We start from the raw sequence: 13,894 nt of genomic DNA on the forward strand, positions 1-13,894 counted from the left end.
CATTTGTTCTTTCGCAGTGATAAGGCCTAGGCTTGCAGAATAAAGTTCTACTTTCTCCGTGTTGCCGTAGCACGTTCTTTCTGAAGTCGAGCTTTTCAACGGTGGATAAATTTTTTATTTCTTCCGTCAATCGCCACAAAGTCTTTCGCGGGCTTGGATATGCCCGAAGTGCTACCCGTTTAGAATATTTTTCTCTAAATCGAGGCCTTTCCAATCAAGTTAATTCATCACCGCTGGTTCGATAAAAAGAACATTTCTGTTGACTTGGTGTTCCTGCCGCCGGAGACTTCACCCCTGCCAGCGGGTGCATTCTCTTCACCGGTTCGACTTCGTCAGGAGCCACATCTCGTTCAGTGCGAATGGTTGAGGCCGTGACGAGGATTTAGAACATGCGTCTTGTGACTGGCAGCGAAACAATGAAGCGCACGTGGTCGGAGCACGCGATTGCACACTGCTTTGCAAAAGGCAGAGACCGACCCACGCGTAACGGAGAAAGACCCCCTGTCATGACACTTCAAATCGGCCAGATTGCTCCAGATTTTGAGACGGTAACGACCGAGGGCCCAATTCGTTTTCACGATTGGATCGGCAATTCCTGGGCGGTGCTGTTCTCTCACCCAAAGAATTTCACCCCTGTCTGCACCACGGAACTGGGAGAGGTTGCGCGATTGAAGCCCGAGTTCGAGCGTCGCGGCGTGAAGGTGATCGGCTTTTCCGTCGATCCCGTGGAGAAGCACGGGGCCTGGGTGCGCGATATCGAGGAGACACAAGGGGCAACCGTCAACTATCCGATCATCGGCGATCCTGACCTCAAGATCTCCAAGCTCTATGGCATGCTCCCGGCCCATGCGGGCGAAACGTCCGAGGGACGTACGGCCGCCGACAACCAGACGGTTCGCAACGTCTTCATCATTGGCCCGGACAAGAAGATCAAACTCGTCCTGGTCTATCCCATGACCACCGGTCGTAACTTCGACGAAGTGCTTCGGGTTATCGACTCCCTCCAGCTAACGACCCAGCATCGGGTCGCCACTCCTGCGAACTGGAAGCAGGGCGACGACGTCATCATCGCCGGCTCTGTTTCGGACGAGGAAGCGAAGAGCCTTTATCCCGGCGGTTGGAAAGCACCAAAGCCTTATCTGCGCATCGTGCCCCAGCCCGCGAGGGCGAGCTGATCCGATTTTTCACACGCGAAGCGCGGAGCGAGAGTCCCTCGCCCCAAACAGTGACGCCGTCGGCTTGATTGCGGACGGTGTCAGAATGCGCTGCCGGCCGGGCTGCCCGATGCTCATATTCAAGGAAATAAAATGACCAGCATGAAAGCGCGCGTGTCCTGGGTCGAAGGCATGATGTTTACGGGCGAATCCGGGAGCGGGCACGCCATCGTGCTGGACGGCGCGCCTGAGAACGGGGGCCGCAATGTCGGCATCCGCCCCATGGAGCTCATGCTGCTGGGGCTGGCCGGTTGCACGGCTTTCGACGTGGTGCTCATCCTGAAACGTGGCCGTGAGCCCGTCGCCGATTGTGTGGTCGAGGTTGAAGCCGAGCGCACTTCGACGGACCCGAAGGTGTTTACAATGATCCATCTCAGGTATCGTCTCTCAGGCCAGGGACTCTCGCCCGAGAAGGTCGAGCGAGCCATCCAACTGTCCAAAGAAAAATATTGCTCCGCATCCATCATGCTGGGTCAGGTTGCAGAAATCACGCATTCCTGGACCGTCGATCCTCGTCTTACTGTGTAATTGTTCAGGACCTGAGCCATGACTGTTTCACCGCTCGTTTCAGCCGAATGGCTTGCAGACCATCTCGCCGATTCCTCGATTCTGATCGTTGATATCCGCTCGGCGGAGAGCGGCCGAGCGGCCTTCGAGGCTGGGCACATCCCTGGCGCCATTCACAGCGACTATGCCACTAACGGCTGGCGGATCGCCAAAGATGGTGCCGGCGGCCTGCTGCCCGATGCCGCTCATTTGTCCACCCTTCTGGGCCGCATCGGGGTTAGGCCCGAGCATCACGTGGTCATCGTATCCGCTGGAGAAGCCGCTTCCGATTTCAGCGCGGCCGCTCGGGTCTATTGGACGTTGAAAACTGTCGGTCACGAGCAGGTATCGATTCTCGATGGCGGCTTCAGGGCCTGGCGTGAAACCGGCGGCCCGGAGGAGGCCGGGCTGTCTGCTCCGGCAGCAGGTCAGCCTTATCCCGTGCGGCTGACAGGAAGCCTGCGAGCGGAGGCCGACGCTGTCGCGAAGGTCCTCGCAAGCGCCGACGCAACGCTGCTCGACGGTCGCTCGCAGGCGCAGTTCGAAGGGCGGGAGAAGAGCCCGCAGGCTGCGCGCGCCGGACATCTGCCGGGCGCCATCCACCTGGACCAGAGCAGAGCCATCCAGCCCGGAACGGGGCGTCTACTCCCCGTTGCAGAACTCGAGCAGCTCTTTAAGCACGTTCCGCCAGGGCCAGTGATCAGCTATTGCAACACCGGCCATCTCGCCTCCACGAACTGGTTCGTTCTTTCGGAAGTGCTCGGGCGTCCTGGAGTGACGCTTTATGATGGCTCGATGTCGGAGTGGACGCAGGATCCTGGCAGGCCCGTCGCCGCGAACGCGGGCTGAGACGGGTGGCCACCTCAAACGCGTTCGAGAGCCTGCACTAGATCCTCGATCAGATCGCCGGGATGCTCGAGGCCCACCGAGAGCCTGACCAGACCTTCCGAGACTCTCATTTCGGCGCGCTCCTCCGGCGTGAAGCGCTGGTGCGTCGTCGTGGCCGGATGGGTGATGAGGCTTTTTGCATCGCCGAGATTGTTGGAGATCCGAATGAGGTCGAGGGCGTTCAGGAAGCGAAAGGCCCCCGCTTTTCCTCCCTCGATCTCGAGCGCGATCAGCGTCGAGCCTCCCTTCATCTGCCGGGCAATGATATCGGCCTGCGGATGATCGGCGCGGCCAGGATAGATCAGGCGCCCGATCTTCGAATGTTCCGCGAGTGCATCGGCAACGATGGCCGCCGTCCGGGTCTGGCGCTCGACGCGCAGGGGAAGTGTCTCCAAGCTCTTCAGCAGCACCCAGGCGTTGAACGGCGACATCGAGGGTCCGGTCTGCCGCAGCAGCGTGTGGATGTGGGTCTGGATGAACGCCTCGGACCCAAGGATGATCCCACCGAGACAGCGCCCCTGCCCGTCGATATGTTTCGTCGCCGAATAGACAACGCAATCGGCTCCGAGCTCCAGCGGCTTCTGCCAGAGCGGCGACGAGAACACGTTGTCCACCACCAGCTTCGCGCCCACCTCGCGCGCAATCTGCGCGACGGCTGCGATCTCGATCACCTCAAGGGTGGGATTGGCCGGACTTTCCAGGAAAAACACCTTCGTTTCCGGCCGTACGGCCTCACGCCAGGCGTCGAGGTTCGTTCCATCAACAAGCGTCGATGCGACACCGAATCTCGGCAGGAGCTCCGCGACGACATAGCGGCAGGAGCCGAAGAGAGCTCGGGCGGCAACGATGTGATCGCCAGCCTGCAGCAGGCCCATGAGGGCGGCCGTCACCGCGGCCATGCCGGTTGCCGTCGCCCGCGCGGCCTCCGCGCCCTCGAAGGATGCGATCCGCTGCTCGAACATCGCGACGGTCGGGTTCGAGAAGCGGGCATAGAGGAAGCCGGGGCTCTCTCCCTTGAAGCGGGCCTCGCACTCCTCCGCGCTGGCATAAACGTGGCCCTGGGTCAGAAACAGCGCTTCCGAGGTCTCTCCGAATTCCGATCTCAGCGTGCCTTCGTGGACAAGACGGGTATCCGCATGCAGGCATCGGTCCCGACTTGAACGCTCGCTCATGACTCTTCCTTTAAATGGCTAAATGGCGTCGGCCGCCTGCACGAGTCGCGCAGGAGTCCGAAATATCGATGATTGCTGCTTGGATGGACTGCAAGTCGCTCAGCTGGCCCCTGAACTCTGGGGATCCGTGCCGTGCTGTTTTGCAGCAATGGACAGGCCGAACCTGATGCGGGCCCAGAGTCGCTCATGGCCATAGTAAAGCACGAGCTTGGTCACCACCTCGGTCGCTCCGATGGCTGCAGCAAGACGGGTGTCTTGAGTGAGCACAAAGGCTGCGGCGGCGGTGGCAACAGAGCCGATGATCCGCCATGACATGGCCTTGAGCACACTCCGCCGTTTCTGTTCGCGGATCGATTGCAGCCACGTCACCTGGCCATTGTTCCGGGTGGGTTGAGAGCTGGCATCCCGGCGGGTTCCCGCGCCATCCACGAGACCGATGGCGACGGTATCGAAGCTCTCACGGTCGATAAGAATGAACCCGCCCGTGTGGCGGCTTTGCAGATAGGGATCGAAGGCGATGGGCTGATCCAGGACGAGACCAACATGGCCGACGTCGTTCGCCGCAAGGGAAGAAACGGGAACGGATGCGAGCGAGGAAAGATCAATTCTCTGGCGCACCGCGACAACCCGCGTGGGCACGGTCGCAGCACCGAGCTTCAGGAGAAACTGGTCGCCTTCTTTCAAGTGTTCGGTTGCCATCCAGAACAAGCGAGCGTCGATCCTGTCGGAAACCTGGGGTCGCCGCTCCACGGAGGCGATGATGTCTCCGCGGGAGATATCCACCTCGTCGGACAAAGTGATGGTGACCGATTGTCCGGCAGCTGCCTCGTCCAGATCACGGTCCATCGTGACGATCCGCGCAACGGACGTCTCTACGCCTGAGGGCAGGATCCGCACCCGGTCTCCCGGCCTGATGCTGCCGCTCGCGACAAGGCCGGCAAAGCCGCGAAAATCCGGGTTGGGGCGGTTGACCCACTGCACCGGCATGCGGAACGGCTCTTCCTCCGCAGTCTGCTCGATCTCGACGGTTTCCAGATACGAGAGCAGCGTCGGCCCCCGGTACCAGGGCGCTTGAGAGGACGGCGCAACGACGTTGTCGCCATGCAGGGCGGACAATGGGATGGCGGTGACTTGGTTGAATCCCAGATCGCTGGAAAAGGTCCCGAACTCCGCCACGATCTGCTGGAACCTTTCCTCGGACCAGCCCACGAGATCCATCTTGTTGATGGCCAAGGCGATGTGCCGGATCCCGAGCAAGGACACGAGCAGAGCATGCCGGCGGGTCTGCCGGGTTATCCCTTTGCGGGCGTCGACGAGGAGAATAGCAACGTCCGCGGTCGAGGCGCCCGTCGCCATGTTCCTCGTATATTGTTCATGGCCCGGGGTATCGGCGACGATGAAGGTCCGCCGATCCGTCGAAAAGAACCGGTAGGCGACGTCGATCGTAATTCCCTGCTCGCGTTCACTGGCAAGCCCGTCGACCAGAAGCGAAAAGTCGATCTCTCCTCCTTGGGTTCCGTGCTTGCGGGAGTCGCGTTCAAGAGCAGCGAGCTGATCGTCGAACAGGCGCTTCGATTCGTACAACAAGCGGCCGATCAGGGTGGATTTGCCGTCGTCGACAGAGCCGCAGGTGATGAAGCGCAACAAGCTCTTGCGCTCATGGGCCGCGAGATAATCCTCTAGCATGAAACTCGCAGGTGCGGGATGAACCGTCATCAGAAGTAACCCTCTTGCTTCTTGCGCTCCATGGATGCGGCAGTGTCCTTGTCGATAGCGCGTCCATGTCGCTCGGACGTGCGCGCCTCGAGCGTTTCGCGAATGATGTCAGGAAGAGTCGATGCCGTGCTTTCGACAGCCCCGGTCAAGGGATAGCAGCCCAGCGTCCTGAACCGCACAGAACGCAGCTGCGGCTGCTCACCGGGATGGAGCGGCAGCCTCTCGTCATCGACGAGGATGAGCATCCCGCCCCGTTCCACCACAGGCCGTTCCGCCGCAAAATAGAGCGGAACGATGGGGATGTTCTCACGGTGGATGTAGAGCCAGATATCGAGCTCGGTCCAGTTGGAGAGCGGAAAGATGCGCAGGCTCTCTCCCTTGCGCTTGCGTCCGTTGTAGAGCTGCCAAGGCTCCGGGCGCTGGCGCTTCGGGTCCCAGCGGTGATGCGCGTTGCGCAGCGAAAACACGCGTTCCTTCGCGCGCGACTTCTCCTCGTCGCGGCGCGCGCCACCGAAGGCCGCATCGAAGCCATAGCGTTCGAGCGCCTGCTTGAGCGCCTGGGTCTTCATGACATCCGTGTGCACCTCGGAGCCATGGGTGATCGGTCCGATATTGCGGGCCAGTCCATCCGGGTTGGTGTGCACCAGCAGCTCAAGCCCAAGTTCCCGAGCACGCTGATCCCGGAATGCGATCATCTCGCGAAACTTCCAGGTCGTATCGACGTGCAGAAGAGGGAACGGAGGCTTTGCCGGGTAGAAGGCCTTGAGTGCAAGGTGCAGCAGGACCGACGAGTCCTTGCCAATCGAATATAGCATGACCGGATTGTCGCTTTCGGCGACCGCCTCGCGCATGATGTAGATGCTCTCGGCTTCGAGGCGGTCAAGATGAGTCAACTCGGACCGGAGCAGCTTGCTGTCGGGGATGTGCCTTTGGGAATGAATCTGTTCTGCGTGGCGCACAGCTCCTTCACGCCCGCTGATCATGGGACTGCTCCTGAATTTTTTGGGTCGGCACAAGGTGCAGACCGCATTCTTTCTTAGCTTCCTGCTCCCACCACCAGCGGCCCGCGCGCTCGGGTTCACCGAGACGGACTGCCCGGGTGCAGGGCGCGCAACCGATGGACGGGTAACCCCGATCGTGCAGCGGGTTATAGGGAACGGCGTTGTCGGTGACATACCGGGCGAGATCTTGTCGGCTCCAGTCGGCAAGAGGATTGATCTTGATCAGCCCATAGCCCCCATCATGGATGGCGAGCGGCACAGCTGCCCGGAAAGCCGATTGTTCGGCGCGCAGTCCCGTGATCCAACCTGCCGCTCCCACGAGTGCCCGCCCAAGCGGCTCGACTTTCCGAATATCGCAACAAGCCTTGCGTGCTTCGACCGAGTGCCGGAATCCATTGATGCCCTGGCGGTTTACCAAAGCCTCGACCGCATCGCGATCGGGACTGACGGCGTTGATACGGCGCTGATAACGCTCCTCCGTTTGCTCCCACAAATCATAAGTCTCGGGAAAGAGCCGGCCAGTATCGAGGGTGACGATCTCGATATGGACATCGAGGCCTGCGCTGAAGATCGCATGGGTGATCGCCTGGTCCTCGAGACCGAAGCTCGTTGTGAACACCAGCCGACCGGCAATTGATCGCGAGGCAAGAGCCAACCTTTCAGGAAGGCCTATGCCACTTAGGGCACGGGCTAAGGCCTCGCCTCCCGAGCCGCCTGAACTAAGGTCCATGGCAAAAATCTCCAAACCACAAGATCGAACTTGTTCTTAATAACGAACAGTGTCAAGGTCGCGATGTTCTGAAGTCGAAGGGTGGCTGTCTGACCGAATGGTCAAGACGTGCCAAGAAGAGAACTATTTTTCTCGAACGACCAGAACGACGAAAGCAATGTTCCGCAAATGGCGAGTTGCAGAGATGGACCGTATCGATCGAAAAATTTTGGATCTTCTTCAGCAAGATGGCACGCTGGCTGTTGCAGACATCGGCCAACGGGTCGGTTTGTCTCAAACACCATGCTGGAAACGCATTCAGCGTCTTGAAGCCGAGGGTGTGATTCAGCGGCGGGTCGCGCTTCTTGACCCTGAGAAGCTTGGGCTGGGCTTAACAGTCTTCGTCTGCATCGAAGCCGGTGACCATAGCCAAGACTCGATCGACTGTTTCACCAACGCGATCTCGACCATGGGTGAGGTGGTCGAGTTCCATCGCATGGCCGGGGACGTGGACTACCTGCTCCAAGTCGTCGTGCCCGACGTGAAGGCCTATGATATGTTTTACAAGCGTTTGATTGGGATTGTCCCCCTCAAGAACGTCAGCTCGCGCTTCAGCGTTGAGCGGGTGAAGTCCACCACCGTCCTGCCGATTGACACAACGGCTTAAGAACGATCGGAGCGTCGGTGTAAGTTCCTATATCATCAGACTCTCAGAATTCTTTTCCCCTTTCTCGTCGCCGGAGAAAAGAAGTTTCTATCAGTTTATGTTCTTTAAAAAGAACATTCCATTGACTTGCCAGAGGGGCTCACCGAGACTGTCCCAATGTCAACATTTGCCCTCCTCCCTCACTCAGCGCCCTTCGGTGACGACGACCGGCTCAGCCTCGATCGTGTCCTGGGTGTAGCCTCACCGATCCAGCGCGCATGGCTCGCCGGCTTTCTTGCCGGGATCGACGCCGGTCAGGCGCCGCTCCCCCGTGTCGATGCGCCGGCGCGCTCGGCAGAGCCTCTTACGATTCTGTTTGCCAGCGAGTCAGGGAATGCGGAGCGGTTGGCGCAGGATGTCGCGAAGCTTGCCCGGAAGGGTGGCTTCAAGCCGAAGATCGTTGATTTCGCCGATCTCGATATTGCCGATCTGCCAAAGCAGAGCCGCCTGGTGGTGATCGCCGCCACATGGGGCGAAGGCGAGCCGCCCTCCCGGGCGACCCGAGCTTATGCGGATCTGATGGGAGCATCAGCGCCGCGTCTTGAGGGAACCACCTACGCGGTATTGGCTTTGGGCGACACCGCCTACGCGGAGTTCTGCGCTGTTGGCAAGGCCATTGACGCACGCCTTGCTGAGCTTGGTGCCGTGCGGGCCGTCGACAGGATCGATTGCGACCTCGATTTCGAGGCTCCCGCCGCGGCTTGGATCAAGAGCACACTCGAAGTATTTGCACCGGCTCAGGAGCCCTCCGGCAACGTGGTCTCCGTCGATTTCAGTGTCCGCGGCACCACTGAGGTCAGCCGCGAGCCGCTGACCGCCGAAGTGCTCGAGCACGTCAACCTGAACTCCTCCCGTTCCGACAAGGAAACCCTCCATCTGGCCCTCGGCTTTGATGGAGCGGCTCCGGCTTACGAGCCTGGCGACTCGCTCGAACTGTTCCCCGAGAACGACCCGATTCTCGTCGATGCCGTTCTCGCGGCAACAGGGCTCAGCGGCGAAGAGAGCCTGCGCTCCACATTGCTGAGCGAGCGCGACATCACAACGCTTTCCATCAAGACCCTCGAAACCTTTGCCGCAGAGACGGGGCATCGAGAGTTACGCAAGCTCATCGATGACGAGAACGCCCGCGCGTGGATAGAGGGACGCCAGCTCATCGACCTGGTGGAGGCCTTTCCCGCGGCACTGACGGCCCAGCAGCTCACAGCTCTCACGCGCCCACTCCCACCACGGGCTTACTCCATTGCTTCCTCCCGCAGGGAAGTCGGCGACGAAGCACACCTGCTGATCGCAGCCGTTCGGTATGAGACGCATGGGCGCAAGCGCGGCGGCGTTGCCTCGACCTTTATCGCCGACCGCATCAAGCCCGGCGCGACAGCCTGCGTCCGGCTGAAGCCCAACAAGCACTTCCGGCTGCCGGAACCGTCGACCGATATCATCATGATCGGTCCCGGGACGGGCGTTGCCCCCTTCCGCGCCTTCGTGCAGGAACGCCGAGCCGTCGGTGCCAGTGGCAGATCCTGGCTGTTCTTCGGCGATCGCCAATACACCCACGACTTCCTCTACCAGCTCGAATGGCAGGATGCTCTGAAGGACGGGTCGCTGACGCGGATCGATCTCGCGTTCTCCCGCGATACGTCGAGCAAGGTCTATGTCCAGCACCGCCTGTGGGAACAGCGCCGCGATCTCGTCGAATGGCTGGAGAATGGCGCTCAGCTCTATGTCTGCGGCGATGCCAAAGCCATGGCGAAGGATGTCCGTGCTGCAATCGTCGCCGCCTATGCGGACGTGAAGGCGCTCTCCCCCGAAGCCGCAGAACTCGCCGTGGCAGAGCTTGAGCGCGGCCGTCGCTATCACCAAGACGTTTATTGAGAAACAGAAGATGTCGAAAGAGCTTTCACGCAACGAGCGTATCAAAGAGGCGAGCGGCTATCTGCGTGGCACGCTTGCGGAAGGTCTGACCGACGTCGTGACCGGCGCCATCGGCGAGGACGATCAGCAACTGGTCAAGTTCCATGGCATGTATCTGCAGGACGATCGGGACCTGCGGGCGGAGCGCACGAAGAAGAAGCTCGAGAAGGCTTATTCCTTCATGATCCGCCTGCGCATTCCCGGTGGTGTCTGCACGCCGTCCCAATGGCTCCAGATCGACCGGATCGCTCAGGATTACGCCAATGGAACGCTGCGTCTGACGACGCGGCAGACTTTCCAGTTCCACGGCGTGATCAAATCGAACCTCAAAGCGACCATGAAGGCCATCGATACGGCACTTCTGGACACCCTTGCGGCTTGTGGTGACGTCAATCGCAATGTTCTGGCTTCCACCAACCCGGACCAGTCAAGAGCGCATCGGGCAGCCTATGAGCTGGCCAAGTCGATCTCGGATCACCTCCTGCCGCGGACGCCTGCCTATCGGGAGATCTGGCTCGACGGAGAAAGGATTGCCGGTGGTGAGGAAGAGGTCGTTGAGCCTGTCTATGGCCGCACCTATCTGCCGCGCAAGTTCAAGACGGTCGTGGCGGTTCCGCCGTCGAACGAGGTCGACATCTTCGCTCAAGACCTCGGGTTCATCGCGATCCTTGACGAGAACGGCGAGATCGAAGGCTGGAACGTGACGGTCGGCGGCGGCATGGGCATGACCCATGGCGAGGAGGATACCTATCCGCGCACGGCGGATGTGATGGGCTTCTGCCGCCCCGAGGACGCGCTTGCCGTCGCCGAGGCGGTGGTCACCGTCCAGCGTGACTGGGGCGACCGCAGGAGCCGCAAACATGCTCGCCTGAAATACACGATCGAGGACCGCGGCCTCGCTGCCTTTCGCACGGAGGTCGAGCGGCGCATCGGCAAGCCTTTGGGCGATCCGCGTCCATTCAGCTTCGACTCGAACGGCGACCGATACGGTTGGGTCGAGGGCGAAGATGGACGCTATCACCTGACCCTGTTCATCGAAAACGGTCGTGTGCGCGACATTCCGGGCGGTCCTTCGCTCATGACGGGACTTCGCCGCATTGCGGAGATGCATGACGGGGAGTTCCGCCTGACGGCGAACCAGAACGTCATCATCGCCAATGTCAGGCCTGATAACCGTTCTGCCATCGACGCTTTGGTCGCAAAGCACGGATTGACGAGCCATGCCACGGCCCTGCGTCGCAACGCGATGGCGTGCGTTGCTCTGCCGACGTGCGGTCTGGCGCTCGCCGAAAGCGAACGCTACCTGCCCTCCCTCGTGACGGCGCTGGAAGAGCGCCTTAATCTCCGCGGTCTGGAGGATGACGAAATCACGATCCGCATGACCGGCTGCCCGAACGGGTGTGCGCGTCCTTACATTGCGGAGATCGGCCTCGTCGGCAAAGGTCCCGGCCGTTACAACCTTTATCTCGGTGGCGCCTTTGATGGCTCGCGCCTGTCGAAACTCTATGCCGCCGACCTGCAGCATGAGGAGATCGTTGCAGCACTCGACCCATTGTTCGCGGCCTACGCCCATAGACGCGACTCTGGCGAAAAATTCAGCGACTTTCTTATCCGTTCAGGGATCGTCTCGGCGACAACGAACGGGCGCGATTTTCATGCGAATATCGGCCCCATTGCGAAGGCGGCGGAATGAATACGCCAGTCCCTCCCAGGGCTTCCCGTCCGGCTCGGCTCAATTCCTTGCCGAAGCTGCCGATCTTCTACGATCTCACGGGAAAGCGCATTCTCGTCATTGGAGGAAGCGAGGGAGTTGCCTGGAAGGCGGAACTCCTGGCGGCCTCGGGAGGCATCGTTCGCATCGTCGCCGTAGATCCATCGCCGGAACTGAGCGCCCTCATTGCCAGCGCGCCCGATCAGTTCGATCTCGTTCAGCGCCATTGGCAGCCTGATGATCTTGATGGCGTCTCACTCGCGGTAGCCGATATCGAGAAACCCGATGAGGCTGAACGATTTGTGGAGGTGGCGCGCAGTCGCGGCGTGCTCGTCAATGTCATCGATCAGCCTGCCTTCTGCGATTTTCAGTTCGGATCCATCGTCAACCGGTCGCCCGTTACGGTGGCCATCTCGACAGATGGAGCGGCGCCCATCCTCGCCCAGGCCATCCGACGCCGGATCGAGGCGGCCTTGCCGCTCTCCCTGGGGGCTTGGGCGCAGGCGGCAAAAGAGTTTCGCGAGAACTTGAAAGCAATCGTGCCAGCCAAGGCAGGCCGGCGACGGTTTTGGGAGAAGTTCGTCGACACGGCCTTCACGGCCAAGGGCGATGAAGTGCAACGTTCTTCCAGACTAGAGCGCCTGGCTCTCGAAACGCGTGACGAGCAGGTGACGAGACCAGAGGTTGGCGAAGTGGTTATCGTCGGCGCCGGTCCTGGCGATCCCGAATTGGTGACGCTGAAAGCAATGCGCGAGCTTCAGGCTGCTGACGTCATCGTTTACGACCGCCTTGTGACCCCCGGGGTTCTGGAACTGGCCCGCCGTGAAGCGCGCCGGATTCACGTCGGCAAGGAGGGCCATGGCGCCTCCTGCCGGCAGGATGACATCAATGCGCTTATCGTGGATTTGGCCCTCGCCGGCCATCGCGTTGTGCGCCTGAAAGGTGGGGATCCATCCATTTTCGCCCGCACGGGTGAAGAGGTCGAAGCCTGCCAAGATGCAGGTGTTCCAGTCCGTATCATACCCGGTGTGACGACGGCCAGCGCAGCTGCAGCCTCGCTCGGTGGCTCACTGACTCACCGCGATCATGCGCAGCGTGTCCAGTTCGTCACGGCTCATGATCGTCACGGAGATCTCCCTGAGGAGTTGAACCTCGGAGCTCTCGTGGACCCACTGGCAACGACGGTCGTCTATATGGGTCGGCGGACAGCTTCCAAATTGGCTGCGCGCTTGATCGACAACGGCCTGCAGCCCGATACGCCGGTTGCCGCTGTAAGCGATGCATCGAGGCCAACACAGGAGCAGCTGGAGACCACGCTCGTCGATCTTGCTCACGGAGCCACTTTGCCAGGAAGCGGTCCGCTGATTATCCTTATAGGTGCATCCGTCAGACCGGCCCGCGAGACGACGCCCAACCTGCATCAGGGTTCTTATCACACCGTGCGTGCTAGGCAGCCCGTCAACGGTATAGGTGAAAGACTACCGGTGCTCTTTTCGAGTTGGTCACTGGTTTCAGTGCGATAAGGGCTTTGATGCTGCCTGCACCGAGATCTGGTCAAAGTACGCAATTCTGCACACGACAGATCCGACAACAACCACCCAGAAGAGTGTGATCTGCAGAATTAACTTGCGAGAGAGGCGTGATCGTTTCTTCATGACCTGCGAGAAGAAAAAAGAGCGGCTATGCAAGTATTATACGCAGGATATGCAGTTCAGAAAGCGCCCCAGCAACCAGCTCGTGAATTTAAGAAGAAGATGCCATCTTTCGCTTAGAAAGTAGATAAATCATCCTATGTTCATGAGGGAAGATAGTTCGATCTTCTATAGCAACTTCTTCACTTATCGATGCCTGTTACCATGCTCGCTGGGATGCACGATCTCAAATCAGGGAACGGTTCATGCCCGGTCACATGAGACCCATTTGGGCTAGAAGAGTCCTCGCCTTAGGCCGTAATCCTTCATGTCTCGTCTCAATGGTAGTTGTTCCAAGAGACCAGCTCATATTCAGCCTTGAGCATACAGCCAGTCCGCTCAAATTTCGTAATCGCGAGGTTGTGCATAGAGGTAAGAGGTGCTGTCCCGATCGGATCGACTGCTCCCTCTCGTCGTGGCCTGCCCCGAGTAGGTGATCCGGGTGTGATGTTAATTCAGAGTTGGCCTGAAGCATTGGCCGCCGCTGCGGCGGCGGTGCTCGTGGGAGTGGCGGCTTGGGAGCGGATTTCCCTCCGATGAGTGCAAAGGCCCTGCTAAAAACGGCAAGACATACGGAATTTGCGACGCAGTTCCGATGCGCGAGCCCTGCCCGACTTCGCCCATCGGAACAG

The 13,894-nt window shown here is 60.2% G+C and carries 11 protein-coding genes; 7 read left to right on the forward strand and 4 right to left on the reverse strand.

Annotated features, from left to right (window positions below; genetic code table 11):
- Nucleotides 1-506 precede the first annotated feature (506 nt).
- From ACUXUR_RS16280 to ACUXUR_RS16290, 3 genes are all read left to right on the forward strand, one after another.
- A complete protein-coding gene (locus ACUXUR_RS16280; RefSeq protein ID WP_445503392.1) occupies nt 507-1,175 on the forward strand; it encodes a peroxiredoxin in 669 nt (222 codons plus the stop codon).
- 132 nt (nt 1,176-1,307) lie between these two features.
- A complete protein-coding gene (locus ACUXUR_RS16285) occupies nt 1,308-1,742 on the forward strand; it encodes an OsmC family protein (RefSeq protein WP_445503393.1) in 435 nt (144 codons plus the stop codon).
- An 18-nt stretch (nt 1,743-1,760) separates the two neighbouring features.
- A complete protein-coding gene (locus ACUXUR_RS16290; RefSeq protein ID WP_445503394.1) occupies nt 1,761-2,609 on the forward strand; it encodes a sulfurtransferase in 849 nt (282 codons plus the stop codon).
- 14 nt (nt 2,610-2,623) lie between these two features.
- On the opposite strand, the gene ACUXUR_RS16295 is transcribed toward ACUXUR_RS16290, so the two are convergent.
- The 4 genes from ACUXUR_RS16295 to ACUXUR_RS16310 all read right to left on the reverse strand — a co-directional run bounded on the left by ACUXUR_RS16295 (nt 2,624) and on the right by ACUXUR_RS16310 (nt 7,267).
- A complete protein-coding gene (locus tag ACUXUR_RS16295; RefSeq protein ID WP_445503395.1) occupies nt 2,624-3,820 on the reverse strand; it encodes an O-succinylhomoserine sulfhydrylase in 1,197 nt (398 codons plus the stop codon).
- A gap of 99 nt (nt 3,821-3,919) precedes the next feature.
- Nucleotides 3,920-5,536: a sulfate adenylyltransferase subunit CysN gene (gene cysN / locus ACUXUR_RS16300; protein ID WP_445503396.1), complete on the reverse strand. Its 1,617-nt coding sequence runs from the start codon at nt 5,534-5,536 to the stop codon at nt 3,920-3,922.
- Nucleotides 5,536-6,519 carry a sulfate adenylyltransferase subunit CysD gene (cysD, locus tag ACUXUR_RS16305; protein WP_445503397.1) on the reverse strand — a complete coding sequence of 328 codons (984 nt, stop codon included), beginning with the start codon at nt 6,517-6,519 and terminating at the stop codon, nt 5,536-5,538. The genes cysN and cysD overlap by 1 nt, the downstream gene beginning before the upstream one ends.
- Nucleotides 6,503-7,267, reverse strand: coding sequence for a phosphoadenylyl-sulfate reductase (locus tag ACUXUR_RS16310; protein WP_445503398.1), 765 nt, complete (start codon nt 7,265-7,267; stop codon nt 6,503-6,505). Before ACUXUR_RS16310 ends, cysD begins: the two co-directional genes overlap by 17 nt.
- Nucleotides 7,268-7,451: 184 nt before the next feature.
- Here ACUXUR_RS16310 and ACUXUR_RS16315 point away from each other — a divergent pair, with 184 nt between their 5' ends.
- The 4 genes from ACUXUR_RS16315 to cysG all read left to right on the forward strand — a co-directional run bounded on the left by ACUXUR_RS16315 (nt 7,452) and on the right by cysG (nt 13,094).
- A complete protein-coding gene (locus ACUXUR_RS16315; RefSeq protein ID WP_445503399.1) occupies nt 7,452-7,913 on the forward strand; it encodes an Lrp/AsnC family transcriptional regulator in 462 nt (153 codons plus the stop codon).
- Between the two features lie 156 nt (nt 7,914-8,069).
- Nucleotides 8,070-9,821, forward strand: coding sequence for a diflavin oxidoreductase (locus ACUXUR_RS16320; protein WP_445503400.1), 1,752 nt, complete (start codon nt 8,070-8,072; stop codon nt 9,819-9,821).
- A gap of 10 nt (nt 9,822-9,831) precedes the next feature.
- A complete protein-coding gene (locus tag ACUXUR_RS16325; RefSeq protein WP_445503401.1) occupies nt 9,832-11,553 on the forward strand; it encodes an NADPH-dependent assimilatory sulfite reductase hemoprotein subunit in 1,722 nt (573 codons plus the stop codon).
- Entirely contained in the window at nt 11,550-13,094 is a 1,545-nt protein-coding gene (gene cysG / locus ACUXUR_RS16330) for a siroheme synthase CysG (RefSeq protein ID WP_445503402.1), read from the forward strand. Before ACUXUR_RS16325 ends, cysG begins: the two co-directional genes overlap by 4 nt.
- Nucleotides 13,095-13,894: the final 800 nt, after the last annotated feature.

The organism is Microvirga medicaginis (genome assembly GCF_052658925.1).

Excerpts from the sequence above, each read along its gene's own strand:
- ACUXUR_RS16280 (WP_445503392.1), top strand. The coding sequence starts at position 507 with ATGACACTTCAAATCGGCCAGATTGCTCCAGATTTTGAGACGGTAACG.
- ACUXUR_RS16285 (WP_445503393.1), top strand. The coding sequence starts at position 1,308 with ATGACCAGCATGAAAGCGCGCGTGTCCTGGGTCGAAGGCATGATGTTT.
- ACUXUR_RS16290 (WP_445503394.1), top strand. The coding sequence starts at position 1,761 with ATGACTGTTTCACCGCTCGTTTCAGCCGAATGGCTTGCAGACCATCTC.
- ACUXUR_RS16295 (WP_445503395.1), bottom strand. The coding sequence starts at position 3,820 with ATGAGCGAGCGTTCAAGTCGGGACCGATGCCTGCATGCGGATACCCGT.
- cysN (WP_445503396.1), bottom strand. The coding sequence starts at position 5,536 with ATGACGGTTCATCCCGCACCTGCGAGTTTCATGCTAGAGGATTATCTC.
- cysD (WP_445503397.1), bottom strand. The coding sequence starts at position 6,519 with ATGATCAGCGGGCGTGAAGGAGCTGTGCGCCACGCAGAACAGATTCAT.
- ACUXUR_RS16310 (WP_445503398.1), bottom strand. The coding sequence starts at position 7,267 with ATGGACCTTAGTTCAGGCGGCTCGGGAGGCGAGGCCTTAGCCCGTGCC.
- ACUXUR_RS16315 (WP_445503399.1), top strand. The coding sequence starts at position 7,452 with ATGGACCGTATCGATCGAAAAATTTTGGATCTTCTTCAGCAAGATGGC.
- ACUXUR_RS16320 (WP_445503400.1), top strand. The coding sequence starts at position 8,070 with ATGTCAACATTTGCCCTCCTCCCTCACTCAGCGCCCTTCGGTGACGAC.
- ACUXUR_RS16325 (WP_445503401.1), top strand. The coding sequence starts at position 9,832 with ATGTCGAAAGAGCTTTCACGCAACGAGCGTATCAAAGAGGCGAGCGGC.
- cysG (WP_445503402.1), top strand. The coding sequence starts at position 11,550 with ATGAATACGCCAGTCCCTCCCAGGGCTTCCCGTCCGGCTCGGCTCAAT.